Here is a 23,723-nt window from a genome sequence, read left to right on the forward strand (position 1 = left end):
GATGAACGCGAACGTCAAGCTGTACTGGATCCTCACGGTTTTCTTCCTCTTTCTCTCTGGTCTCTACACGACTTGGTCGCTCCTCGATGCGAGTCATCAGCGTGTTGAGTGGGTCGGCACGATCGCTCTGCTGCTGAGTGGTCTGTTGTTCCTTCTCATTGGTTTCTACTTGAGCAAGGTGCACGCGGCCCAGGGCGGCGAACTCGCTGAGGACCGTCTCGATGCAAATATCGAAGACGGTGAAGCCGAGCAGGGGCACTACAGCCCTTGGAGCTGGTGGCCGATCGTGCTTGCCGGCGCTGCCTCGCTCGTGTTCTTGGGTGTCGCTATTGGACCGTGGATCGCATTCATCGGCGGAGGTATTCTCGTCGTTAGCCTCGTAGGGTGGACGTATGAGTACTACCGCGGATACTTCGCCCGCTAAATCTGTGCAGATTCGCTCTGCGACCGCGAACGATGCGGCCTCTGTATTCGAGTTGCTGAAGCAACTCGGAACTGAGTACGCACCCGACCGGGCTGCGTTCGACTCCGCCTTTGTGCACGCAGTCGACGATCGCGCGACAACGCTCCTGTTGGTCGCCGAACAGGTGGACGGCATTGTTGTCGGCTACGCGTTCGCGACGATCGCCCACCTGCTGCACACCAACGGCAGTTCCGCACAGCTTCAGGAACTCGTTGTTGATGGCACCGTTCAGAGCACCGGCATTGGCACACGGTTAGTAGAAGCCGTCGAGGCCGTATGCCTCGAGCGCGGCGTACGCCAGCTCACCGTGCCCAGCCGTGGTTCTGCTGACTTCTTTGAGCGAATCGGCTACATGTCTACGGCTGACTTCCTCAAGCGCGTTTTCGACTAAAGCCACGATTCGTGGTGTGCTCGACCAGGTCGACTGTGCCGAATGCTGGCTCGCTGAAGGTTATGGCGCGGAGGGATCGATCCGCGTGACCCACACTGCACCTGCGAAGGTCGCTGAGACCGCATGCGAACCCGCAGTTGTTGTGAGGTAGCACTCGCCATCGACGCTGTGCGCGTCGACGACGCTCCCCGGTGCAACCTCAAGTGTGACGGCAATCTCAAGGTTGGCGGACTCTGCATCGGAAATCCTCTGCACCCGGTATCGTCCCGGCGCAGCGCTAGCGAGACGAATGGCGCCCTGTGCAGTATTTGTGTGGCCTTCTGCGGTAGGTATGGGGTCGCCGTGCGGATCGCTCGGGGGAAAGCCGAGCAGGGCATCCATCCGATCGATCAGCGTCTCTGTTGCGGCGTGCTCGAGTCGTTCCGCTTCGTCGTGGACTTCATCCCACCCGTAGCCGAGAGTTGTGACTAGGAACGTTTCGATAATGCGGTGTCTGCGCACCATTGCTATGGCAAGACGCGCACCCGTCTTCGTCAGCTGGACAGGTTTATAGGGCCGATAGTCGATGAGCTGCTGCGCAGCGAGGCGGTGCAGAGTGTCGGTGACGTTGGCGGGGCTGGTTCCGAAGCGGGTAGCGAGTGCTTTCGTGGTTATCGGCGGGTCGCCCCACTCTGTGGCGCTCCATATCGCCTTCAGATAGTCCTGGGCCACCAAACTTATGGAGTCAACGTCTGTGAGCTGCCCGCTCGGGATCGCCGCACTCACGATTCGCCCATAACAATGAGCACAATGAGAATCACGTTGAGTAGCACGATGAGCGCGGTCACGATCCACGCGAGCCAAGTGATTACGCGGGGATTCGTGAACTGACCCATGATTTCTCTATTTTGGGTATACGCGACGAGTGGAATCAAGGCGAAAGGGACTCCAATGCTCAAGAAAACCTGACTGAGCACAAGAGCGCTAGTGGGGTCGAAGCCTATCGTAAGCACGATGAGTGCAGGAATCAGGGCGACGACTCGTCGTAGCAGTAGCGGAACCCTGAGGTGGAGGAGACCGGCCATGATCTGTGACCCTGCGTAGGAGCCTACTGACGGGGAGGCTAGTCCGGAAGCAAGTAGTCCGATGCCGAAAGCGATGCCGACAACGGGCCCCAGCGCCGCCACAATCGCAGCGTGAGCCCCCTCGACGCCTCGACGCTGCGAGAAGCAGCATGGCAATGTTGACCGAGCCAGCGATGACGAGCGCGATCAGAACATCCCAGCGAGTTGCCCGAAGAAGATGAATAATGCGCGCAGGGTCGATGCTTGCGCCATGTCTGTCACGTGCGAGTCCGGAGTGAAGATAGATCGCGTGGGGCATCACTGTCGCCCCCAGCATGCTCGCGGCCAGGAGAACAGTCTCAGTTCCTTGGAATCGAGGTACGAGGCCGCCAACGAGTTCGCTCAGGCAGAGTGGGCTGACGAAGAGGCCCGCAACGAATCCCACGGTGACAACGGCAAGAAGGCCGATGATCACGAATTCGAACGGTCGCTGCCCGCGTCGTGATTGCACCGAAAGCAAAGCGGTGGAGACCACGCCCATACTCAATCCGCCGAGTGACAGGGGGAGTCCGAAGAGAATGTGAAGGGCAGGCTTTTACCTGTGACTAGGCCCAGTTTTGCTGAGAGGTATTGGATAAGGACTGCCATCACATTGGCGACGACTAGCACCCAGACGAGCAGGTAGCCGTATTTAGCGCCCGCGGTCAGATTGGCTGCAACGTTGCCAGGGTCAACATAGGCGATTGCAGCGACGAATGCAGGGCCGAGGAGAAAGAGAAGTCGTTTTTCCGGTCGTGGGACCCGCGCCGAAGGCCGGGGGAGCGACGGATCAGGAATCCGCTCGGAACGCACATCACTCATAAAGTTAACCCAGCTTAACTTATGAGATCCCTTCGACGGGTAGCACTCGCGCCGTCACCGTGGGTGCGATCGTCGAAGAAGATTTTGGGCCCGACTATTCTTCGGCATCGAGTATGTGTGCGTCGTTAAACGAGTGTGGGCCTTACCGAAACTAGTTCGGCAAGGCCCACAACAGTCATGCAAGGGGAGCAGATTTAGTGGTGCTCGTCCTTGGACTGTTCGATTTCTTTCTGCGACACCGGCGCGATGCGGTCTTCGAAGAACCAACGCGATACGGATGCCCGGAGGCGCTGTCCGATGGTGATGCGGCCCTGAGCATCCGGACGCACCATGAGCGGCTTGTAGTCCTCGTAGCTGACGAGCTTCCACAGTTCGTAGTCGTCGAGCTGCTCGTGAACCTCGATGTACTCACCGTGTGGCAAGCGCACGATGCGACCTGATTCGTAGCCGTGAAGAGCGATCTCGCGATCCTTCTTCTGCAGACCCAAGCACACGCGCTTCGTGATGAAGTAGGCAATGATCGGTCCGAAGATGAGCAGCGCCTGACAGGAGTGGATCACTCCTTCGATGGATAACTTGAAGTGGGTAGCCAAGAGGTCAGAGCTCGCGGCGGCCCAGAGGACTGCGTAGAACGTGACGCCAGCAGCACCGATTGCGGTACGGGTCGGAGCGTTGCGAGGACGGTCAGCGATGTGGTGTTCACGCTTATCTCCGGTGATCCACGCCTCGATGAAGGGGTAGAAGGCAACGATCGCAATGAAGAGGCCCAAGATCACCAAGGGAGCAATGATGTTGAACGACCACGTGAAGCCGAACCACTCTGTTTCCCACCCTGGCGGAACGAGTCGGAGGGCGCCGTCGGCGAATCCAATGTACCAGTCAGGTTGGGTGCCTGCCGAAACAGGGGAGGGGTCGTAGGGGCCGTAGACCCACACCGGGTTGATCGAGAACGTCGACGCGATCAGCGTGATGACACCGAAGATGATGAAGAAGAATCCACCAGCCTTCGCAGCGAAGCCAGGCATGACGGGCGAGCCGACGACGTTGTCGTTGGTGCGACCGGGGCCAGCGAACTGGGTGTGCTTGTTGATCACGAGCAACAGCATGTGAATACCGATTGCAGCGATGATGATCGCCGGCAGCAGCATGATGTGCAAGATGTATAGGCGGCTGACGATGTCGACGCCCGGGAACTCTCCACCAAACAGCAGGTAAGAGATCCACGTACCAATGACCGGAATTCCCTTGACCATTCCATCGATGATGCGCAGACCGTTACCGGAAAGCAGGTCATCGGGGAGAGAGTAGCCGGTGAAGCCCTCGGCCATCGCGAGTACGAAGAGTACGAAGCCGATGAACCAGTTGATCTCACGGGGCTTGCGGAATGCACCGGTGAAGTACACGCGGAGCATGTGCAGACCGATGGATGCCACGAACAGCAGGGCTGCCCAGTGGTGGATCTGGCGCATCAGGAGTCCGCCGCGGATGTCGAAGGAGATGTCGAGTGTCGACGCCATAGCGGCCGACATCTCAATTCCCTTGAGCGGTGCGTACGAGCCCTCGTAGTGAACCTCGACCATCGAAGCTTCGAAGAAGAACGTGAGGAACGTTCCCGAAAGAAGAATCACGATGAAGCTGTAGAGAGCAACCTCTCCGAGCATGAACGACCAGTGGTCGGGGAAGATCTTGCGACCTACCTCTTTGACGAGTCCAGAGATGCTGGTGCGCTCGTCAATGTAGTTGGCAGCAGCTCCCGTGAAACGCTGTCCGCGTGTCTTGGGCTGTGCGTCCTGGGCGGGGGTGGTTGTCATAGCTTGCGCTCCCAGAAGCTTGGTCCGATGGGTTCTTCGAAGTCGCTCTTAGCGATCAAGTAGCCCTCTGAGTCGACCGTAATTGGCAATTGCGGAAGGGGACGCTTGGCTGGACCGAAGATAACGGCTGCTTCGCGCTTGATGTCGAACTGTGATTGGTGGCACGGGCACAGAAGGTGATGCGTTTGCTGTTCGTAAAGTGCAACCGGGCATCCAACGTGGGTGCAAATCTTGGAGTAAGCGACGATTCCGTCGTAGTTCCAGTCTTCGCGACCCTCCGATACCTCAAGGTCTTCTGGCTTGAGGCGGACGAGGAGAACTGAAGCTTTTGCCTTCTCTTCGATGCGGTGTTCAGAGTCGTTGAGACCTTCAGGGATGACCTGGAAGGCTGAACCGATGGTGAGGTCCGATGCCTTGATGGGGGTTCCGCTCGGGTCACGCGTCAACCGCATGCCCTCTTCCCAGAAGGTGTGCTTGAGAAGCGTGACCGGGTTGTCGGCGGGAGCAAGATCACGGAACAACACGATCGCGGGAAGCGGGGTGACAACGAGGGCGCCGATTAGCGAGCGACGCAACATGGTGCGACGGCCAAATCCGGAGTCCTTGTTGCCGAGGGTGAACACCTCGACAGCCTTGGCGCGAGTTTCCTCGCTGCCTCGCGTGCCGTGGCGCTGCTCAACAAGGTCGTGACCCTGCATAAGAGCCTTGGACCAGTGAACGGCACCGATGCCGATGCCGAGTAGCCCCAACGTGATGCCGAGACCCAGGAACAGCGTGTTGTTACGCACCGACTGCATGTTTCCTGGCTCAATCGGGAACACGAAGTAAGCGACAACAGCAAGCACACTTCCCACGATGGAAAGGAGGAACAGCATCGAAACGCGGCGTTCCTGTTGCTTGTCGACCTTGGGGTCGAGATCCGTTACGCGTGGGCGATGCGGGGGAAACCCAGGGTTGGGCACCTCGTCGGTTGCGACGACGGCGGTACCTGCGCTGTGCGCAGGAGCCCCGTGCTGCTCGACGTCCTTACCCGCAGCTGTGCTGCCGGCGGTATCGCCGTGGTCGTCTGCCATTCTTATCCCTTCAACCGTCCGCTGTACAGCGGTCGCTAACTAGTTTGATTTAGCCGTGAGCCAGACCGTGATTGCCACGATCGCGCCAAGGCCGAAGATCCAGATGAACAGACCCTCAGAAACGGGGCCAAGTGATCCAAGCGTGAATCCACCAACAGAGGGCGTCTCATCGAGGTACTTGAGGTACGTGATGATGTCGGCCTTTTCTTCAGGCGTGAGGTTCGTGTCGTTGAACACGGGCATGTTCTGCGGGCCCGTCAGCATTGCCTCGTAGGCGTGCTTGGCAGTCACGTCAGCGAGCGCTGGAGCAAACTTGCCCTCGGTAAGCGCTCCACCAGCACCGGCAACGTTGTGGCACATGGCGCAGTTGATGCGGAACAGTTCGGCACCGTTGGAGACGTCATAGCCTTCCCCGGTGAGGTACACGTCAGCGGGAATCGCTGGGCCAGGACCCTGGGACGCAACATAGACCGCGAGAGCCTGAATCTGCTCTTCAGTGAACTGAACCGGCTTCTGCTCTGCTTGCGGGCCCGAAATGGCTAGTGGCATGCGCCCAGTACCCACTTGGAAGTCGGTCGCTGCGGCACCAACGCCGATCAGCGTCGGGGCTTGGGTGGTGCCCTCAAGGTCCAAACCGTGACACGTTGCACAGTTAGCGGCGAAAAGCTTTCCGCCTTCTTCGACAAGTGCTTCGGCGGATGCGCTGGTCTCTGCCGTTGCACTCGAGGTGAACAGCGCGTACGCGCCGCCCGTTCCCAGTAAACCAACGAGCAGGAGGGCTACAGTCGCAAGAGGATGGCGTCGACCGACAGGTTGTGACCTGCGTGACGCGCGAGCTGCCTTGGTGGCCATTACGTCTATTCCGTTCTTATTTGAGCACGTAGATGATGAGGAAGAGGCCGATCCACACTACGTCGACAAAGTGCCAGTAGTAGGAAACAACGATTGCGCTTGTTGCCTCTTTATGTCCGAAGTTCTTGACTGCGAATCCGCGACCGAGAACCAGCAAGAAAGCGATGAGGCCACCGGCGACGTGAAGTCCGTGGAACCCAGTGGTGATGTAGAACGCCGAGCCGTAGGAGTCGCTCGAAAGGCTCACGTGTTCAGAAACCAGCGTGGCGTACTCGAAGACCTGACCGGTGACGAAGACTGCGCCCATGGAGTAGGTAAGGAAGAACCATTCCGTCATGCCCCACTTGCGCAGGTCGAAGAGCTTGCCTGTGCGACGCACTTGCATGCGCTCAGCGGCGAAGACGCCAAACTGGCACGTGACCGATGAGAGCACGAGGATGATCGTGATCAGGGTCGCAAATGGCACATTGAGCTTGGCGGTCTGCTCCGCCCACAATTCGGGGGACGTCGACTTCAGAGTGAAGTAGATGGCGAAAAGGCCGGCGAAGAACATCACCTCGCTACCAAGCCAAACGATGGTACCGACCGCAACAGTGTTCGGTCGCTGGACAGACTGGGCTCCAAGAGAGCGGTTGAGGGCAGCTGTGGTCACGTATCTATTATGGCTGATAACTGGGCGTAAGTTTTTCAATCTCCGGCCTGTCGGTTCAGGATCGGTAGGATTTCACTCATGTCTGCATCCCCAACTTGGCCAGAAATCCTTACAACCCTTGTCTCCAACACCGATTTGTCGATTAGCCAAGCCGAGTGGGCAATGAAATCCGTCATGAACGGAGAAGCAACATCCGCTCAGTTAGCAGCGATGTTGATCGCCTTGCGGATCAAGGGCGAGACAGTCGACGAGATTGTTGGATTTCGGGATGCTGCGTTGGCTAGTGCGGTGCCGTTGCCCGTGGATCCCATGGCTTTGGACATCGTCGGCACGGGTGGAGACCCCTACGGCGCCGTTTTGAATATCTCGTCCGTCGCCTCGATCATTGCGGCAGCGGGGGACGTGCCCGTAATCAAGCATGGCAATCGTGCCGCGAGCAGCAAGAGCGGTGCATCCGATGTGCTGAGTGCTCTGGGGCTCAACCTCGACCTCACCCCGGAGCGGGTCGCTGAAGTGCTCAACGAAGTCGGCATTACCTTCGTCTACGCGGCGCTGTTTCACCCCGGTTTCGCGCACGCGGGGCCTACACGTCGCGAACTCGGAATCCCCACGCTGTTCAATATTCTTGGACCGCTCTGTAATCCCGCCCGTCCGCAGGCCTCGGCCGTTGGTGTCGGCAGCCGTGAACGCGTGAGTCTTCTCGTGGGCGTGTTCCAAACACGCGGTGCGACGGCGCTTGTCTACCGCGGCGACGACGGAATCGACAAACTAACGACCACCGGCCACAGCCACGTCTGGGAAGTCTCGCGGGGATTTGTGACCGAACACGATCTCGATCCACTGGAATTGGGCATCCCGCGGGCGCCGATCGAAGCGTTGTTGGGCAAGGATCCTGAGTACAACGCCCAGGTCATTCGCTCAATTTTGGCGGGGGAGAAGTCGCCGGCCCGCGACGTCGTGCTGTTGAACGCTGCGGCCGGCTTCGCCTCGTTTGAGCTGGCGAAAGATCCCGAACAAAGTCAGCGCCCATTGCTCGCACGGTTGAAAGAGCAGCTTGAGCGCGCCGAGCACGTCGTCGATTCAGGCTTGGCCGCAACGAAACTCGATGAGTGGGTCGCGGCCACTAACCGCTAGTCAGTATCGTCGTCGACCCAGTCAAGGGTCTTGGAGATGGCGTTTTCCAATTGCGGATGAGGCGCTCTCGCTCGGCGTGGTTCATCTGCAGTCCCCAGCGCTCGCCCGGCGATGTAAGGCGCGAGCCTAAGGCTGTCGTCTCTGCGACGTCGGGCCGAAGGAGGGCATGCTCAGGATGTCGGCTTGGAATTGCCTAGGCGCGGAACTGGCAACACGCAGAGACCGCGATGCCTAGACAGCGTCGACGTAGAGCCACGCACCATTTTCGCGCACGAAACTGCTGTTTTCGTGTTGCTGGTCGGCGCTGCCGTCGTTGCGATAGTGCGCACGAAATTCGACAGTGCCCTGCGAATCAAACATGCTGCCGCCGGTGCGCGCGACGATGTCGAGGCGAAACCAGCGCACATCCGCATCGAGTTCGAGCGTTGCCGGGCGAGTAGACGGATGCCACGTCTGCAGCAAATAGTCGGTCTCGCCACGGACGTAGGCGCTGTAGCGCGATCGCATCAGTCGTTCAGCGGTGGGAGCAAGTGCCTCGCCGCGGTGAAATCGGCCGCAGCAATCGTCGTAGGTTTCCAACGACTGGCAGGGGCATGCTTTCATCCCCCCAGAGTAACTAGTTATGGAGTGCCGTGCGTTTAGTCGTTCTCGTCGGTCTCACCGTCGCCGGATGTGGGAGTGGTGAGCTCACACGTGCCATTGTGGTCGACGCAAAAGAGCATTTCTGTTGCCATCAGCTCTGTCCTATCGCTAGGCGGCGCTCAAACAGGCGGCCGCGGATGGATTCTGGTTCAATCAGGATGTAGACGAAAGACTCGACGGGAACCCAATCGGGCAAAGTCTTGAGAGCCTGAGCCGTTACCTGCGAGGCGTCATCGAGTACTGTCGCCAGGCCTCGAACTACCACGCTCCACACGTCATCCGGAGTCTTCACATCAACTTCGAACGCAACATGCATGTTCTCGGTGAGTTCGTGAAGTTTTGAGCCCGATGCGGTGCGAAACAGAATTGTTTTCTTGTCGCAGTAGTAGTTGACCGGGAAGATGTCTGGGCGCCCCTCATTGCTGAGAGCGAGATGACCAAAGCTCTTGCTGGCAAGCAGATCGAGGCTTGCCTGATCAGATAACTCGACGACGGGTCCCTGCGGGGACCAGCCGGCTTCACTCATGTCATGAGACATTGCTGACCTCCGGTCGAACAATGATCTTGACGGCTGTTTCTTTGTGATCAATCAGCGTCATGAAACCTTCGTCGATGAGTTTGTCGAGGTGGATCCGACCCGTGATGAACGGCGCCAGATTGACCTTGCCTTCTTGAACGAGCTTGATGGTTGCAGGGTGGTCGTGGGCGTAGGCAATGGTTCCGCGCAGATCGATTTCCTTGAGCACTAGTTTTTGCATATCGAGCTGCGCCGGGTGGCCCCAGATAGAAACGTTGACGATCACGCCAGTCGGCTTCACCGCATCAAAAAGCTGGTCGAGCACGGCGTTGATGCTCGAGCATTCGAATGCGACGTCGGCGCCGACTCCGTTGGTTAATTCCATGACCTTGGCTACGGCATCCTCAACGCTGGGGTCGATCACGTGATCGGCGACCCCTGTCGAAAGCGCCATTTCGCGGCGCGCTGTGCCTGGCTCAGACATGATGACGGTGATTCCCTCGGCGGAGAGTACGGCTGCGAGCAGAAGACCGATAGGGCCACCGCCACCGATGAACGCGACATCTCCGGCTTTCGCACCACTGCGCACGAACGCGTGATGGCCGACAGCAAGCGGTTCAATGAGAGCGGCCTGATCGAGGGGGATGTCGCCGATGGGGTGGACCCAGCGACGTTCGACGACGATCTTTTCACTCAAACCGCCGCCTCCACCAGCCAGCCCGATGAAGCCCATTTTGGTGCAGAGGTTGTAGTTGCCGGCGCGACACGGGGCGCACTCGCCGCACACAAAGTACGGCTCCACGACTACGTTCTCGCCGACCGTGAGATCGGTGACTCCTTCACCAAGTGCAGTGATTGTTCCTGAGAATTCGTGACCCATAGTCACGGGAACTTCTTCGTGAGTCAGCGCGTGCGGATGCCCCGCTGCGGGGATGAAGATTGGGCCTTCGAGATATTCGTGAAGGTCTGTGCCGCAGATGCCGCACCACGCGACATCAATAGCGACTGCGCCGGGGCGAAGCTCTGGTTCCGGAATGTCATCGATGCGGATGTCTTTGCGTCCGTGGAAACGTGCTGCCTTCATGGTTTTCTTCTTTCTTCTGAGCGATTAAGGGTTGGTTGTCAGTTGCAAGGTCGAATTGCTAAACGAGCCATGGCATTTTCTGCACAATGCTGAGACGCTTCCATGCCCGGCCAACGCCCCAGGTATCCCCGGCTGACAGAAAGGCGATGGTGATGAGCGCGAGGGCGTAGATGATGTGGTAATCCACCAGCGGATTAGTGGAGCCGGCGTTCGCGGCGAACGGCCACTCCGCCAGATACATCAGGAGCATCATGATGGTTCCGGCGACGGCACTGATGCGTAGGCCGATGCCCAGCATCACTGCGACACCGATTCCGATCATCCCGAGCATGAAAAGGATGTCGGAGGCGGGGCTCGCGATGGCGGCAAACGCTGGCTTGAGGGGGCCGACGACCCCGTCACCGGTCAAGAAACCCTGACTCGGGCCGCCGCCGTTGATCCATGCTCGCTCGACCGGGGTAGAAAAGCCGAGCCCGAAGGTCTTATCCAAAAATGCCCACAGGAAGAGGAATCCTGTGGCAAGGCGCAACACTGCCAGAACACGACGACCGGTGGAAGTGACGACGAGATCGCTCTCTGCGGTCACCGCCTTCGGGGTCTCGTCGAGCGAGGTGGGCGGGGCGGTGGCTGTGCGTGTAGTCATCGTCGTGCTCCTTCAGGGGTGGGTGATAGCGAAGCCGGGCGGCTCCTGCTCGGTTTAGGCCGAGACATATTCTTTGACAGCGACGGTGATGTCCTTGAGCGCCTTTTTAGCGTCCGCAAAGAGCATTCCCGTCTTGGGATCGGTGAACAGCGGGTTCGTGATGCCCGCATAGCCAGGCCGCATTGACCGCTTGATAACGACAACGGCTTTGGCATGGTCGGCGTCGAGAATGGGCATCCCGGAAACGGCATTTCCGGGCTTTCGAGCATCCGGGTTGCAGACGTCGTTGGCGCCGATTACGAGAGCAACATCGCAGTTATCGAATGCTGCATTTGCCTCGTCGAGCTGGAGCATTTGTTCGTAGGGCACGTTGGCTTCGGCCAGCAGCACATTCATGTGGCCTGGCATACGGCCGGCAACCGGGTGAATCGCGTACTTGACGTCGATGTTGTGGGCCATGAGCAACGCGGCGAGTTCCGCGACTTCGTGTTGGGCTTGGGCTGCGGCGAGTCCGTAGCCGGGCACGATCAGCACGTGTTGCGCATAGGCGAGTTGAATGGCGACATCATCGGAGGTGAGGCTCCGCACATTGGTGAGATCCTCATCCGCGGGTCCTGCTGTCGCCGTAGTCTCGCCAGTGCCGAAGCCGCCGACGATGATCGAGAGCACGGAGCGATTCATCGCTTGCGCCATTTGCAGCGTCAGGATGGTGCCCGCTGCGCCGACCAAAGCACCCGCGATGATGAGCGCCTGATTGTCGATCGCAAAGCCAGCCATGGCCACGGCGAGGCCGGTCAGGGCGTTGAGGAGTGAAACGACGACGGGAGCATCGGCGCCACCAATCGCCAACACCATGAGAATGCCGAGGATGAGCGCGGTCACGAGCACCACCAAGAGCAACAGCGTGTTGTGGGGAAGCATCACTGCCGCAACACTCGCACCGAGCGCGATCGCTGCAACTAGCGCGTTGAGCAGGCGGGAGCCGGGAAACGTGACGGGATTGCCGGGGATGATGCCCTGCAGCTTTCCTGCCGCGATGAGCGAGCCGGAGAAGGTAATTGAGCCGATGAGGACATCGAGCACGACGGGGATAGAGACCGTCAATTCAAGGGGATCAGCACTCGTCGCAAGAATGAACGCGGCAAAGGCAATTGCGGCAGCCGCGCTGCCTCCGACGGCGTTGAACACGCTCACAAGCTGAGGGACATCGGTCATTTTCACGGTGCGCGCACGATAGACGCCGAACACTGCACCGAGGAGCACACCTGCAGCGAGGGCAACCCACGCAATCCATTCGCCGCCATCGACAACGAGGGCAAGCACGATCGTCGCGAGGACCGCAATAACCATGCCGACAGCGGAAATGCGGTTACCGTTTCGGGCAGTCGCGGGTGCCCGCATCATGTGGAGCCCCACGACGAAGAGCGATGCCGACAATAGATAGAGAATTCCGACGAGGAACTGGAAACCGGTCATGATGCGTCCTCCGTTGTGGTGGTGTCGACTGTTTTAGGAGGTGTGGGCCGCGTGAACATTTTCAGAATCCGGTCAGTGACGACATAGCCTCCGAATACGTTCGCGGCAGCAAAGGCACCCGCAATGAAGGTCAGGATGTAGCCGGTAGGGGAGTCAGCGAGTGATGCCGTGACAACGGCACCAGCGATTACGACCCCGTGGATGGCGTTAGATCCCGACATCATCGGGGTGTGCAGCGTCGAGGGAATCTTGCCGATCACTTCGACGCCCACGAGAAGCGCGAGAACGAAGATCGCGAGGTTGCTGTACAAGGTTTCCATCAGTTGGCCTGAGCTTTCACAGTGTCGGTGGGGTCGAGGGGATCGAGGGTCAGGGCTGTGCGTACCGCCGCATTTGTCACATCTCCCGCATGACAAACGACGATGGCTTTGTGTACCTCGTCGGCCGGATCAATCACGATGGCGCCAGCGGGGGCGAGCGCTTCGACGACCGCGGTGATGTTGCGGCCGTACATTAGCGAGGACGAGGCAGGGAGATCAGCGGCGAGATTACCGCCGCCGACCACGACGACACCGTTCGCCGTCGTGAAAGTCTCACCATCGACTGAGCCGAATACATTTCCACCCTTGTCGCTCGCGCCGAGGTCGACGCAGACGGTGCCGGGCTTCAACTCGGCGAGAGTGTCGTGCGATACCAGCAGCGGGGGAGTGCGGCCCGGCACTTTCGCGGTCGTGATGATGATGTCGAAGGCGACGAGAGCATCCGCAAGTTCTTTCTGTTGGATCGCTTGCTCTTCGGCGGTCATTGCGCGGGCGTAGCCGCCCTCACCAGCACCGGCCGCAACGGACGACGTGAGGAACTTGGCGCCGAGCGATTCGACTTCGGTGTGGGAAGCTGCACGCACGTCGTAGCCGGTAACCACGGCACCGAGGCGCTTGGTCGTGGCAATGGCCTGGAGCCCAGCAACACCAGTACCAATCACGATCGCCTTCGCGGGAGTCGCGGTTCCGGATGCCGTAATCATCATGGGCAAGTAGCGGCCGAATTTTTCGGCGGCCACGATGGCCGCGCGATACCCTGCCGCGCTCGACTGGGAACTGAGCGCATCCATTGATTGGGCACGACTCAGAGTTCGGGGAAGCAATTCGAGCGCCACGAGCGTGAGCCCTTGAGCCGCCAACGTAGAGACTCGGTCGAGGTTATTGAGAGGGTCAAGAAGTCCGATGACAGCGCTGCCGGTGGAGAGGCTGTCGGTCACGTCTGGCGCGGGAAGCGAGAGGGTTGCGAGCACATCGCACGTGGCGATGATTGCAGTTCGCTTTGCGAGAGTGGCCCCAGCGGAGAGGTAGCTCTCATCGGTAAAGCTCGCGTCTGAACCGCAGCCGGCTTCAACGAGCACCGAGAACCCTGCCTGAACGAGCTGTTTGGTTGCGCTCGGATCGAGAGCGACGCGGTGCTCACGCGAGGTTTTTTCGGAGAGAACCCCGATGGTGAGGCTTAAGTCTGAGTTGGCCATTGCCATCCTTGGTCGAAACGGAACAAATTCCGTTGCCAAGGTCTGGAGCAACTCTTTAAAGCGTACACCCGGGTTCGCCGCCCGAATCTGAATAGATGCTGAGAGGGTTAGCCTCTGGTCGCCGCGGCGACAATGTGCTGCACCGTGATCTCGCGTCGGCTCACCATCTCTGACGCCGCCCGTAGCGTGATATTGCAGTCGCGCGAGTATTTGCGGAGGAGAACGAACGCGTCATCCATGCTGAGCGATAGCCCATTCGCGATTACTCCCTTGGCCTGCTCAATGGTAATTCGGCTGTTCAAAGCGTTCTGCAATTGCTCTTCGACGAGCTGCGCTTTGTGAAGGGCTCGCTCGTGAGTGATTCCGATTGTCGCAACGTCGGCAAGGGCCTGAGCCACCGCCGCGTCGCGTGAACTGACCGCTTCACTCGCCGCGCGAAAGAGGTTCATCGTGCCGATAACCCTGCCGTGAACTTTCATTGGGATCGACAACAGCGAATTGAACCCCTGATTAACGGCAGTAGTACAAAATTCGGGCCACACCACTGACGTAGAAATATCGTTTATGGCGACCGCTTCTCCCGTGTGAAAACACTCGATGCATGGGCCTGCTGCGTCAGCGAGCTGCAGACTCTCTAGCATCACCGCTGCTTCGCTCGTCGACGTCATGAGCTGGAGATCGCCAGCATCATCGACCAGCACTAGGCCGCCGGCATCCATGCGCACAATCTCTGCGCACCGTTCCACAAATGTGTGGAGGACATCCACCATGTCGTGTTCGGCGGTGAGCGTTTCTGCAACAGTAACGAACGCTGCACTGATCTGGGCCTCGCGGGTTGTGCCGTCCATCTGATACTTCTTTCCTGCGCGGTAGATGGTTATTCGGTCAGAGGATCGAACTCGAGTACCTGCGTAACTATGTCACGCGCTACATCGTCAAGGGGGCGCCCAGTAGAGAATGCATGGGCTTGCAGCCGGGCAAAGGCATCCGGAGCGGAGAGACCCAACTGCGAAATGATCATTCCCGTGGCCTGGTGAACTTCGCGCCGAAGGGCTGGCGATTGTTCAGACTCTGGCGAGCTGTGTCCTTGAGCAGCGCGAAGTGCCCATTCAACGGCAGCGAGCGCTACATCGTTCGCCATGCTTTGAGCATTCGAAACGAAATCGGCGTCGGCCACGTGAGGCGTGGTTGTGCTCAAGTTGACTGCCCCGACGACGGCGTTGCCGAGCACGAGCGGAAAACTGAAAACTCCGCGGACACCGAGCTCGCGCGCGGCATTGTGAAAAACGGGCCATCCTGTCTCGGAGGCCTGATCGAGATCAGGCCACAACACGGGGGAACGGCTAGAGAGTGCTTGCCAGGCTGGTCCCTCTCCGAGCTCAAATTGAAGAGCATCCAATCGCGCGGCAAGGTGGCCGTTGACGCAGACGGTTGATTGGTTTCCGGATTCATCGATAACTGAAATGGCGACGCCGGTGACGTTGAGCGTCGTTGCGAAAGGCGAGCAGAGGCAGTCGTCAGCTGGTGCCGGTGTTGCTGAAACTTCTGGATTCGAAAGCATGATGGCCTTCAGCGAGATGGTCACTCAACCAAAACCCAGGCAGGGTGTGGACGAGTTCGGAAAGTGCTTGCCTTGCGGGTGAGAGTTTATCACCGTGAAAGTGAACGCCCGGCTAAAGATAAGTGGTCGAGAGCAGCTGATCGATGATGCCAATTTCATACGTTTGGATGACATCCATGCGTTCAGCGGTTGCGCGCACAGTGCTCACGGCGGCGTGTTCGTTCGCATAAGCGGCCATGTGGACACCGCCGACGTGGTGGGCGCGCATGAGGTTCAGAAACAGTCGGCCCTGCGCCATTCCGGTGGTGGTAGAAAGCGAGGTCATTTGTTCGTCGGTGGCGAGCCCGGTCATATCGGCGGCCGGCATTTCCATTCCCATCCATGCCATCACTGTCTCGGGAGGAGCAGTGCTCTCGCCCCACACGGTAAGCCACGTGTGCATGACTCCTCGCTCGAACGATTGATTTTGCAGGATGTCGGCGGCCAGTGCTTGAACAGAGTCGCCATTGTCGCGGCCGATCACGCGCTGGCACATGGCAAGGGCCTGCTCATGGTGCAAAGCCATGTCTTTGAAGAACCCGATATCAGTATCATTGGGCGTTTCTTCGGCGGCGCTTGCGTCCTCAGCGGTGGTCGAGGTCGTGCAGGCGGCGAGAGCTGAGCCGGCTGCGGCGAGTATTCCGAACGCGAGAAAGCTGCGGCGGGCGGGATTTATCGCACCTGCCGCACGCTCTGTCGCCGGGATCATGCCGGGCCACCACCGGGAGCGGCGGCGTTGTTGCCGCCCAGAGCGTCATCCGCAACTTCACCGTGGTAGCAGCCGAGGAAGTAAGGGAATGTAGTAGTGGCGTAGTAACGGTACTGTCCGTCGCTGTCAACACGTCCGTTGCATTCGTCGAGGTCGCCAGAGCCTTCTACATAGCTGTGGGCGGCCCAGGTGTCGGTGGCGAATTGTGATTCGTCGGTGAGTTCCCAACTGCTCGTGAGCTGAACCGTTTCGCTGCACTCGTCATCTGAGCACACCACTCCGGACATGATGGGGTAGCCGTCAGCGGCCCAGCCCACGACGAGTGATTCACCGGTTTCTACCTCGTCGGCGTCATAGAGGCAATCGACACCATCCGCGTAGCCAAACCAGTGGATGTGGAAGTCGGTCGGGCCGCTGTGGCTGCCGCAGACCGAAAGGGCACCCTCGAGGGATTGCACATCTCCGCCAGTACCTTCTGTTGGCCCGTAGATCGGTACTCCGTCGACCGCGACGCCGAGGGCGCCGAGATACGGCACAGCGCTTGGTTCATCCGCTTCGGTGGGGGTGACCGGAATCGTCATGGTCAGTTCGGAGACTTTGGGCGATCCTGGTGTGGTCGCAATGTAGAGATAGTCGGGGATGCTGTTGCTGCTGATCGTGAGGGTGTCACCATCGCAGACCGCGGTGAGTTCGGGATCCACGAGGTCAGCGTTCGCGCTCTCGACGTCTCGGAAGGTCGCGGCCATGGCGTCGCAATCACCCGTAGACGCCGCAAAGGTGGCAGTGGAGGTGGTCTCTGTGGCTGTGGCGGTCGCTTCGGGGGTCGCTTCAGCGGTTTCGGTCGTAGTGCTTGAGGCTGTAGTGCAGCCGGCGAGCGCCATAACCAGCACGCTAGCTGTGGCCATGGTTGTGACAAGTCGATTCATGGTCTCTCCTGATCGTGAGGAAAGCCATGCTGACCCACAAACCTATGGATTCGTTATGAAGTCTCTGCGACCTGCGGGGGAACTTGCCCGGGAGCGCTCTGCTGCGTCGCGCTCGGCTGAGTCAGGAAAACGATCAGAACGATGGCGCCAGCGATAGGTACGAGGAGCCAGAAAATATTGGTCCAATTGCGGCCAGTGTCGCGGAGGCGGCGCACAGTGACGGCAAGCTGCGGAATAAGGAGAGCGAGCGACCATGCTGTGCTGAGCCCCACCGAATACCCGAAGTTGGATCCCATGTGACCAAAATCGTTACCGCTGCTCGGGTCGAGCGACGCAGCGATTCCGGAGGTAATAAAGGAGAACAGTGCGAACCACCAATACTCGGGGCGACTGGCGACCCCGGTGAAATCCGCGTATTTGCGGAAGACGGTGGCGATGGACTCAAAGAATGTCACGATCTCTCCCCGGTTAGGTGGCGTGACTCAAGGGTACGGGTTCGCTGGTCATCGTGCGGTTAAACGGTGCAGAATCTGAGCGCTACCTGAGCAAAAGGTGAAGAATCAACTCGCTTGAGCATTGTGAGCGTACCTTGAATATCGAACGAGTTATTGGCGCTTACCAACCGCCAGAGCGAATCCGTCAACCGGCGAAGCTCACGATCGTTTAGCAAGGAGCTAGCGTGCATCTCACCTCCGCTGTCACATTCGTTTCTGACCTTGATCGATCAGTCGCGTTCTATTGCGATCTATTCGGGCTCACATGCGCGATTCTTGATGAGTCGGCAGCGCTGCTGGTCGGCCCCGAAAATTGTGAGCTGTACCTTCGTGGAAAGCACGCCCAACCGAGTCGCGTTCTCGGCTCTGTGGGCATCCAGTACCTCATGTGGAGCGCAGAAAGCGCGGAAGAATTTCAGCGCTGTGAAGAAGCCCTGCGCCGCGAGTCAATTCATGTGCGTCGGGAACGTCTCGATGACTTCGAGATCCTCGAAGGCCGTGACCCGGACAACCTACCCATCATGATCGCGTTCCCTGGTCCCGACGAGTCTGAACGGCACGCCATCATGCCGAGAATCTATAGCTGGTAGCGCCTCTGCTCTTTTTGAACAGGAATAAGAGGCTTCGCTAACTTCTGGCTCCCACGTACTCCGCGAGGTATTCGCCCGTGAGCGAAGACTTCGCGGTGATGAGATCTGCCGGCGTGCCTTCGAACACGATGTTTCCGCCGTCGTGGCCGGCACCGGGACCGAGATCGATGATCCAGTCGGCATGGGCCATTACTGCCTGATGGTGTTCGACGACAATCACGGACTTTCCCGAATCGACGAGGCGGTCGAGCAGGCCGAGGAGCCGCTCGACATCGGCGAGGTGCAGGCCTGTGGTTGGTTCATCCAGAACATAAACGTCGCCCTTGTCGGCCATCTGGGTCGCGAGCTTGAGGCGCTGCCGTTCGCCGCCCGAGAGAGTGGGTAGTGGCTGGCCGAGGCGCAGGTAGCCCAGCCCGACGTCGACGAGTCGATCGAGGATGGCGTGAGCCGCGGGAGTGCGCGCGTCGCTTTCGCCGAAGAAGGCTTCGGCCTCGGCAACGGACATCCCGAGCACTTCACTGATGTCCCGTCCGCCGAGCTTGTATTCCAGCACGGAGGCCATGAAGCGTTTGCCCTCGCAGACCTCGCAGGGCGTTGAGACGGTCGCCATGACGCCGAGGTCGGTGTAAATTACGCCGGCGCCGTTGCAATTGGGGCAGGCGCCTTCGGAATTGGCGCTAAACAGGGCAGGCTTGACACCATTGGCCTTGGCGAATGCTTTGCGAATGGGCTCGAGCATCCCGGTGTACGTGGCGGGATTGCTGCGGCGAGACCCCTTGATGGCGGCCTGATCGACGGACACAACGCCGTCTCGGGGCACCACTGATCCGTGAATCAGAGAGCTCTTGCCCGAACCCGCGACTCCCGTGACCACGACGAGGGTGCCCAGTGGGATGTCGAGATCCACGTTCTTGAGATTGTGGGAGTCGGCGCCGCGAACCTCCATAATGCCCGTGGGGGAGCGCACTTCATCTTTGACCGAGACTCGGTCGTCAATGTGGTGGCCGGTGACGGTGTCGCTTTGGCGCAGCTCGTCGAAACTGCCCTCGAAGCAAATCTGGCCGCCCTCAGTTCCGGCCCCTGGCCCGAGGTCGACGATGTGGTCGGCGATCGAAATTGTTTCGGGCTTGTGCTCAACCACGAGCACGGTGTTGCCCTTGTCGCGCAGGCGGAACAGGAGCTCGTTCATCCGCTGAATATCGTGCGGGTGGAGGCCGATGGTTGGCTCGTCGAAGACGTAGGTGATGTCAGTGAGCGACGAACTGAGGTGACGGATCATTTTGGTGCGCTGCGCTTCACCGCCGGAGAGCGTGCCGGCCGGGCGATCGAGGGAGAGATAGCCGAGGCCGATCTCCACGAAAGAGTCGAGAGTCTGTTGCAGCGCTTCAAGCAGCGGGGCGACGGATGGTTCATTCAGCCCGCGCACCCACTCGGCCAGGTCGCTGATCTGCATGCCACAGGCATCCGCAATATTGATTCCCGCGATTTTGGATGCTCGGGCGCCCTCGTTGAGTCGAGTGCCGCCGCAATCGGCGCAGGCCGTGAACGTGACCGCGCGATCGACAAAAGCCCGGATGTGCGGCTGCATCGCTTCGCGGTCTTTCGACAGCATCGACTTCTGAATCTTGGGGATCAACCCCTCGTAGGTCATGTTGATCGACTGCATCTTGACTTTGATTGGCTCTTTGTAGAGAAAATCGTGCAGCTCAGTCTTCGTGTACTTCTTGATGGGCTTGTTCGGGTCGAGGAAGCCTGACTCGGTGAAGATACGCACCATCCAGCCATCAGCGGTGTAGTTCGGGATGGTGAGGGCACCCTCGGCGAGCGACTTGCTGTCATCGTAGAGCTGGGTAAGGTCGATGTCGTTGACGGTGCCACGACCTTCGCAGGTGGGGCACATCCCGCCGGTGATGCTGAACTCGCGGCGCTCTTTGGTTGTGACGCCCGCTTTCTCGAAGGTCACAGCGCCGGCGCCCGAGATGGAGGCCACATTGAACGAGAACGCTTGCGGTGATCCGACATGGGGATCGCCGAGGCGGCTAAACACGATGCGCAGCATGGCGTTGGCATCGGTGGCGGTGCCGACCGTCGAGCGGGCGTTGGAACCCATGCGCTCTTGGTCGACGATGATCGCAGTCGTGAGGCCCTCCAGCACATCGACGTCGGGGCGTGCGAGCGACGGCATAAAGCCCTGAAGGAACGCGCTGTAGGTCTCGTTGATCATCCGCTGAGACTCGGCCGCGATGGTGCCAAAGACTAAGGAGCTCTTGCCTGAGCCCGAGACTCCTGTGAATACGGTCAGGCGACGCTTCGGGATGTCGACGCTCACGTCAGCGAGATTGTTCTCGCGAGCGCCCCGTACCCGAATGATGTCGTGGCTATCGGCCGCGTGAGAACCGGGGGAGTCGGGGGTGCTCGTGCTGGCCATGGTGGGTGCCTCTTTAGCGTACGGATGTCGCAGCTCTGCGGGTTCGCGGATGCTTGTGACCATTATTGCGATAACGCAGCGAATTGTCTGCGAAATCTGGTGCTCAGCGAAAGCGCGTGGGAACCTAACATGATGATCCATCAATATATGGAGTTGACTTGATCGAGTTTCGCCACCTCTCGAAGCAGTTCGGCGACAAGCGTGCGCTTGACGACCTGAACTTCACCGCACAGCCCGGACGCGTCACGGGTTTTCTAGGGCCGAATGGCTCGGGCAAAACCACGACGATGCGCATTCTGCTTGGCCTCGAAACGGCTGATTCAGGGGAGGCGCTCGTGGGTGGCGAACCGTATCGGAAGATGAAGAATCCGCTGTTTCATGTCGGTGCTCTGTTGGATGCTCGCAACGCGCATCCGGGGCGTTCGGGCTTCGACCATCTGCGGGCGCTCGCCCTCACCCATGGGATCTCGAACGATCGGGTCGAATGTGTGCTCGAAGAAGTCGGGCTCAGCGGCGTCGCTTCTCGCCGCATTGGGGGCTATTCGCTGGGGATGCGCCAGCGACTTGGGATCGCGGCGTCAATGTTGGGTGACCCTGAAGTCTTCGTGTTCGACGAGCCCGTCAACGGCTTAGATCCCGATGGGGTGATGTGGTTTCGGGAGCTGGTGCGCGACTTTGCGGCGGAGGGGCGCACAGTGTTGCTTTCCTCGCATTTGATCAGCGAGGTCGCGCTGACCGCCGACCATGTCGTGATCGTCGGGCGCGGGAAGGTGCTCGCGGATTCTGCGCTCTCAGACCTTGCGCGCCTGCAGGGCGCTGAACGCGTGGTACTGCGGAGCGCGCGAGCGCGCGATTTGATTGAGACGCTCGCTGCATCCGGGGCGCGGGTTGTTGAGGAGCGCGACACGCTGGTAATTGAAGGTTCGACTGCCGCAGAAGTCGGCTTGCTGGCGGCTCGATTGAGCATTCCGCTGATTGAGCTGCGCACCCAGGTCGAATCCCTCGAAGAGACATATCGACAGCTCACCGATTCGAGTGTTGAATACCGGCAAGGCTCCGAGAAGTGAGTTTCACGGTCGCACGCGGAGTCCACCCTAAGAGGCTTGCTCAGGCTTGGGGTGTTGTTCGTTCGGAGTCACTCAAGCTGTGGTCTCTTCGTCCACCGCGGCTCATCATGGTGTTGATCTTTATCCTGCCGGTGGTGCTGGCTACGGTGCGAGTGCTGTTTGTGCCGCTGATTGTGGGCACTGATCTGGATACCGATGGCACCGCGATACTGTTTGAATCGATCTCAGTGAGTTCGCTTCCGCTAGCGGTACTCTCTGCAACGCTCGGGCTCATCGCCACCTCTTCGGAGTACACGGACGACTCATTGGCAGCGTCATTGGTGGCGGTGCCATCCCGAGTGCTTCTTCTTCTAACGAAGAGCCTCCCGAGCATCGGCCTTTCCGTTGTTTCCGCGGCTGCGGGGTCGGCCGCTGGGGGATGGATTGCGTCCATCACAATGACATCGCGTGGGTATACGGTGCCCGGCGTTGATCGACTGGCCGAGTTGCTGCTGAGCGTCGTGGCGGGTGCTGCATGCTTCGCGGTTCTGGGCGTTGCATTTGGTGCACTTGCAAGATCAGCAGTGTCCGCCGCAATCGTTTTCGTCGGCGTCATCCTTTTGCTGCCGAGCACGCTCTTCTATCTCGGGGGAACCTGGGTGCCTCGGTTCGCAGAGCTGCTGCCGGCCAGCGCACTCCAAGCGCTCACTACGCGAGCACCCGCAGAACCTTTTGTATTGGAAGGGACGCCAGCGTCGACGCTCGAGCCATTCACGGGATTCGTTGTGCTCGCATCTGGAACAGCGCTCCTGCTCGTCGTCGCAGCCGCGGTATTCGCCCGACGGGCAGTGCATCTCGAAGTCTCGCGCACAGGCCAGCAGCTGCGAGTTTCACAGCCGAAGATGCGAGTCGAGAGCGCCGCCCACGGATTGCACTTCATCGGAGTAGTTCGATCCGAGGCTCTGAAGGCACTCACCTTGCCGTCTTCGCCATGGCTGCTGGCGTTGAGTGCGGGGGCGATGGTTTTCTTGGCGTGGCGCTGGGCAATAGCAAGAATCCCAGCTGACATCATTGTGGCGCCAATTACGGAGTGGGACCTAACGTCGCAGACCTTTGACGAGCAGGTGACAGCTATAACTGGTGGGTTGGCTCTGAGTCAGTTCTTCATCGCAGCCTTAGGCGCGACTATCGCAACCTCAGATTTTGCGACGGGAAACATCCGTCCGACGCTAGCAGCGGTACCGCTGCGCGGTTGGGTATTGGCGGCGAAAACCGGGATTGTGGTCAGCTCAGCGATGGCTGTAGGAGCAATCGCGTTACTGCTGGCGGCGATAGTGGCGACGCCCATTCAACAGGACCACGGATTCCCCGCGCTATTGTCAGCGAGCATCGTCTGGATATCCATCGGAAAAGGCACGATTGCGTTCGGGCTAGTCGCTGCCCTCGGGTGCGGGGTGGGCATGATCGCTCGTTCACCGTCTGGTGCACTATTCGCCTTGGCGGCGATCTTCGTTGTCGTGCCGACCCTGGCGGGCCAAATGGAATCCACCACCGTCGACACGCCCTTTGTCTGGCTCACTAACCTCGGCCGGGTTTTCCCCTCGGGGCTCGACGCAGCGGAAACGCTGGGCCCGAATACCTTCCAGCCCTGGTTTCAGCTAGGCAATATTCTGCAGCTTCCCCCCGGCGCGAGCATGCTGGCGCTGTTTCTGTGGGCGGCCGGCAGCATAACGATCGCGTGGATGCTGTTTCGTCGCCGTGGAGTCTGAGTC

24 protein-coding genes and 1 pseudogene are annotated in these 23,723 nt (G+C 59.6%); 6 read left to right on the forward strand and 19 right to left on the reverse strand.

The annotated features are described in order from the left end of the window. Position 1 precedes the first annotated feature (1 nt). Both I6E56_RS00840 and I6E56_RS00845 read left to right on the forward strand, forming a co-directional pair. The gene (locus I6E56_RS00840; RefSeq protein ID WP_197135454.1) at positions 2 to 424 is read left to right on the forward strand and encodes a cytochrome c oxidase subunit 4; all 423 of its coding nucleotides are present in this window, start codon (positions 2 to 4) and stop codon (positions 422 to 424) included. Then, positions 393 to 854 (forward strand): GNAT family N-acetyltransferase, encoded by a 462-nt coding sequence (locus I6E56_RS00845; protein ID WP_231606194.1) that lies wholly within the window; start codon positions 393 to 395, stop codon positions 852 to 854. The genes I6E56_RS00840 and I6E56_RS00845 overlap by 32 nt, the downstream gene beginning before the upstream one ends. 60 nt (positions 855 to 914) lie before the next feature. Here I6E56_RS00845 and I6E56_RS00850 read toward each other — a convergent pair whose 3' ends face one another. From I6E56_RS00850 to I6E56_RS00875, 6 genes and pseudogenes are all read right to left on the reverse strand, one after another. After that, positions 915 to 1,619, reverse strand: coding sequence for a metal-dependent transcriptional regulator (locus I6E56_RS00850; protein WP_307842708.1), 705 nt, complete (start codon positions 1,617 to 1,619; stop codon positions 915 to 917). Further along, positions 1,616 to 2,758, reverse strand: a pseudogene (locus tag I6E56_RS00855) (Nramp family divalent metal transporter). Before I6E56_RS00855 ends, I6E56_RS00850 begins: the two are co-directional and overlap by 4 nt. Positions 2,759 to 2,952: 194 nt before the next feature. Then, the gene (locus tag I6E56_RS00860) at positions 2,953 to 4,569 is read right to left on the reverse strand and encodes a ubiquinol-cytochrome c reductase cytochrome b subunit (RefSeq protein ID WP_197135455.1); all 1,617 of its coding nucleotides are present in this window, start codon (positions 4,567 to 4,569) and stop codon (positions 2,953 to 2,955) included. Continuing rightward, positions 4,566 to 5,642, reverse strand: a complete 1,077-nt coding sequence (locus I6E56_RS00865) for a ubiquinol-cytochrome c reductase iron-sulfur subunit (RefSeq protein ID WP_197135456.1) — start codon at positions 5,640 to 5,642, stop codon at positions 4,566 to 4,568. Before I6E56_RS00865 ends, I6E56_RS00860 begins: the two co-directional genes overlap by 4 nt. A 39-nt stretch (positions 5,643 to 5,681) precedes the next feature. Beyond that, entirely contained in the window at positions 5,682 to 6,494 is an 813-nt protein-coding gene (locus tag I6E56_RS00870; protein WP_197135457.1) for a c-type cytochrome, read from the reverse strand. A 16-nt stretch (positions 6,495 to 6,510) separates the two neighbouring features. After that, positions 6,511 to 7,146, reverse strand: coding sequence for a heme-copper oxidase subunit III (locus I6E56_RS00875; protein ID WP_197135458.1), 636 nt, complete (start codon positions 7,144 to 7,146; stop codon positions 6,511 to 6,513). 78 nt (positions 7,147 to 7,224) lie between these two features. Between I6E56_RS00875 and trpD the strand changes: the two genes are divergently transcribed. After that, complete coding sequence (trpD, locus tag I6E56_RS00880) at positions 7,225 to 8,280, forward strand: anthranilate phosphoribosyltransferase (RefSeq protein WP_197135459.1); 1,056 nt, start codon at positions 7,225 to 7,227, stop codon at positions 8,278 to 8,280. A gap of 231 nt (positions 8,281 to 8,511) precedes the next feature. Here trpD and I6E56_RS00885 read toward each other — a convergent pair whose 3' ends face one another. The 12 genes from I6E56_RS00885 to I6E56_RS00940 form a co-directional block, all read right to left on the reverse strand. Beyond that, complete coding sequence (locus tag I6E56_RS00885) at positions 8,512 to 8,883, reverse strand: YchJ family protein (RefSeq protein WP_197135460.1); 372 nt, start codon at positions 8,881 to 8,883, stop codon at positions 8,512 to 8,514. A 130-nt stretch (positions 8,884 to 9,013) separates the two neighbouring features. After that, a complete protein-coding gene (locus I6E56_RS00890) occupies positions 9,014 to 9,460 on the reverse strand; it encodes a pyridoxamine 5'-phosphate oxidase family protein (RefSeq protein WP_197135461.1) in 447 nt (148 codons plus the stop codon). Then, the gene (locus tag I6E56_RS00895) at positions 9,450 to 10,523 is read right to left on the reverse strand and encodes a 2,3-butanediol dehydrogenase (protein WP_197135462.1); all 1,074 of its coding nucleotides are present in this window, start codon (positions 10,521 to 10,523) and stop codon (positions 9,450 to 9,452) included. Before I6E56_RS00895 ends, I6E56_RS00890 begins: the two co-directional genes overlap by 11 nt. A 58-nt stretch (positions 10,524 to 10,581) precedes the next feature. Beyond that, complete coding sequence (locus I6E56_RS00900; RefSeq protein ID WP_197135463.1) at positions 10,582 to 11,166, reverse strand: DoxX family protein; 585 nt, start codon at positions 11,164 to 11,166, stop codon at positions 10,582 to 10,584. 54 nt (positions 11,167 to 11,220) lie between these two features. Continuing rightward, the gene (locus tag I6E56_RS00905; protein WP_197135464.1) at positions 11,221 to 12,642 is read right to left on the reverse strand and encodes an NAD(P)(+) transhydrogenase (Re/Si-specific) subunit beta; all 1,422 of its coding nucleotides are present in this window, start codon (positions 12,640 to 12,642) and stop codon (positions 11,221 to 11,223) included. Then, on the reverse strand, positions 12,639 to 12,962 hold the full coding sequence (locus I6E56_RS00910) for an NAD(P) transhydrogenase subunit alpha (protein WP_231595187.1): 324 nt from the start codon (positions 12,960 to 12,962) through the stop codon (positions 12,639 to 12,641). Before I6E56_RS00910 ends, I6E56_RS00905 begins: the two co-directional genes overlap by 4 nt. After that, positions 12,962 to 14,158 carry an NAD(P)(+) transhydrogenase (Re/Si-specific) subunit alpha gene (locus I6E56_RS00915; protein WP_197135465.1) on the reverse strand — a complete coding sequence of 399 codons (1,197 nt, stop codon included), beginning with the start codon at positions 14,156 to 14,158 and terminating at the stop codon, positions 12,962 to 12,964. Before I6E56_RS00915 ends, I6E56_RS00910 begins: the two co-directional genes overlap by 1 nt. Before the next feature lie 107 nt (positions 14,159 to 14,265). After that, the gene (locus tag I6E56_RS00920) at positions 14,266 to 15,006 is read right to left on the reverse strand and encodes a GAF and ANTAR domain-containing protein (RefSeq protein WP_197135466.1); all 741 of its coding nucleotides are present in this window, start codon (positions 15,004 to 15,006) and stop codon (positions 14,266 to 14,268) included. 29 nt (positions 15,007 to 15,035) lie between these two features. Beyond that, the gene (locus I6E56_RS00925) at positions 15,036 to 15,743 is read right to left on the reverse strand and encodes a GAF and ANTAR domain-containing protein (protein ID WP_197135467.1); all 708 of its coding nucleotides are present in this window, start codon (positions 15,741 to 15,743) and stop codon (positions 15,036 to 15,038) included. A gap of 88 nt (positions 15,744 to 15,831) precedes the next feature. Next, on the reverse strand, positions 15,832 to 16,467 hold the full coding sequence (locus tag I6E56_RS00930) for a DUF305 domain-containing protein (protein ID WP_197135468.1): 636 nt from the start codon (positions 16,465 to 16,467) through the stop codon (positions 15,832 to 15,834). Further along, the gene (locus I6E56_RS00935) at positions 16,464 to 17,372 is read right to left on the reverse strand and encodes a YHYH protein (RefSeq protein WP_197135469.1); all 909 of its coding nucleotides are present in this window, start codon (positions 17,370 to 17,372) and stop codon (positions 16,464 to 16,466) included. Before I6E56_RS00935 ends, I6E56_RS00930 begins: the two co-directional genes overlap by 4 nt. 74 nt (positions 17,373 to 17,446) lie before the next feature. Next, positions 17,447 to 17,848, reverse strand: coding sequence for a DUF805 domain-containing protein (locus I6E56_RS00940; protein WP_197135470.1), 402 nt, complete (start codon positions 17,846 to 17,848; stop codon positions 17,447 to 17,449). 224 nt (positions 17,849 to 18,072) lie between these two features. Between I6E56_RS00940 and I6E56_RS00945 the strand changes: the two genes are divergently transcribed. Next, positions 18,073 to 18,477: a VOC family protein gene (locus tag I6E56_RS00945; RefSeq protein WP_197135471.1), complete on the forward strand. Its 405-nt coding sequence runs from the start codon at positions 18,073 to 18,075 to the stop codon at positions 18,475 to 18,477. Between the two features lie 37 nt (positions 18,478 to 18,514). Here I6E56_RS00945 and I6E56_RS00950 read toward each other — a convergent pair whose 3' ends face one another. After that, positions 18,515 to 20,905: an excinuclease ABC subunit UvrA gene (locus I6E56_RS00950; RefSeq protein WP_197135472.1), complete on the reverse strand. Its 2,391-nt coding sequence runs from the start codon at positions 20,903 to 20,905 to the stop codon at positions 18,515 to 18,517. A 158-nt stretch (positions 20,906 to 21,063) separates the two neighbouring features. Between I6E56_RS00950 and I6E56_RS00955 the strand changes: the two genes are divergently transcribed. After that, positions 21,064 to 21,972 (forward strand): ATP-binding cassette domain-containing protein, encoded by a 909-nt coding sequence (locus tag I6E56_RS00955; RefSeq protein WP_231606196.1) that lies wholly within the window; start codon positions 21,064 to 21,066, stop codon positions 21,970 to 21,972. Further along, positions 21,969 to 23,720, forward strand: coding sequence for a hypothetical protein (locus I6E56_RS00960; RefSeq protein ID WP_197135473.1), 1,752 nt, complete (start codon positions 21,969 to 21,971; stop codon positions 23,718 to 23,720). The genes I6E56_RS00955 and I6E56_RS00960 overlap by 4 nt, the downstream gene beginning before the upstream one ends. The last annotated feature ends 3 nt before the right edge of the window (positions 23,721 to 23,723 follow it).

Source organism: Salinibacterium sp. NK8237 (assembly GCF_015864955.1).
In the GTDB taxonomy this organism is placed as follows: domain Bacteria; phylum Actinomycetota; class Actinomycetes; order Actinomycetales; family Microbacteriaceae; genus Rhodoglobus.

Bases quoted from the DNA above. Each gene is read 5' to 3' on its own strand.
- I6E56_RS00910 (WP_231595187.1), bottom strand. From the start codon at position 12,962: ATGGAAACCTTGTACAGCAACCTCGCGATCTTCGTTCTCGCGCTTCTC.
- I6E56_RS00900 (WP_197135463.1), bottom strand. From the start codon at position 11,166: ATGACTACACGCACAGCCACCGCCCCGCCCACCTCGCTCGACGAGACC.
- I6E56_RS00895 (WP_197135462.1), bottom strand. From the start codon at position 10,523: ATGAAGGCAGCACGTTTCCACGGACGCAAAGACATCCGCATCGATGAC.
- I6E56_RS00860 (WP_197135455.1), bottom strand. From the start codon at position 4,569: ATGACAACCACCCCCGCCCAGGACGCACAGCCCAAGACACGCGGACAG.
- I6E56_RS00885 (WP_197135460.1), bottom strand. From the start codon at position 8,883: ATGAAAGCATGCCCCTGCCAGTCGTTGGAAACCTACGACGATTGCTGC.
- I6E56_RS00845 (WP_231606194.1), top strand. From the start codon at position 393: ATGAGTACTACCGCGGATACTTCGCCCGCTAAATCTGTGCAGATTCGC.
- I6E56_RS00920 (WP_197135466.1), bottom strand. From the start codon at position 15,006: ATGGACGGCACAACCCGCGAGGCCCAGATCAGTGCAGCGTTCGTTACT.
- I6E56_RS00865 (WP_197135456.1), bottom strand. From the start codon at position 5,642: ATGGCAGACGACCACGGCGATACCGCCGGCAGCACAGCTGCGGGTAAG.
- I6E56_RS00840 (WP_197135454.1), top strand. From the start codon at position 2: ATGAACGCGAACGTCAAGCTGTACTGGATCCTCACGGTTTTCTTCCTC.
- I6E56_RS00905 (WP_197135464.1), bottom strand. From the start codon at position 12,642: ATGACCGGTTTCCAGTTCCTCGTCGGAATTCTCTATCTATTGTCGGCA.
- trpD (WP_197135459.1), top strand. From the start codon at position 7,225: ATGTCTGCATCCCCAACTTGGCCAGAAATCCTTACAACCCTTGTCTCC.
- I6E56_RS00930 (WP_197135468.1), bottom strand. From the start codon at position 16,467: ATGATCCCGGCGACAGAGCGTGCGGCAGGTGCGATAAATCCCGCCCGC.
- I6E56_RS00890 (WP_197135461.1), bottom strand. From the start codon at position 9,460: ATGTCTCATGACATGAGTGAAGCCGGCTGGTCCCCGCAGGGACCCGTC.
- I6E56_RS00950 (WP_197135472.1), bottom strand. From the start codon at position 20,905: ATGGCCAGCACGAGCACCCCCGACTCCCCCGGTTCTCACGCGGCCGAT.
- I6E56_RS00915 (WP_197135465.1), bottom strand. From the start codon at position 14,158: ATGGCCAACTCAGACTTAAGCCTCACCATCGGGGTTCTCTCCGAAAAA.
- I6E56_RS00935 (WP_197135469.1), bottom strand. From the start codon at position 17,372: ATGGCCACAGCTAGCGTGCTGGTTATGGCGCTCGCCGGCTGCACTACA.
- I6E56_RS00870 (WP_197135457.1), bottom strand. From the start codon at position 6,494: ATGGCCACCAAGGCAGCTCGCGCGTCACGCAGGTCACAACCTGTCGGT.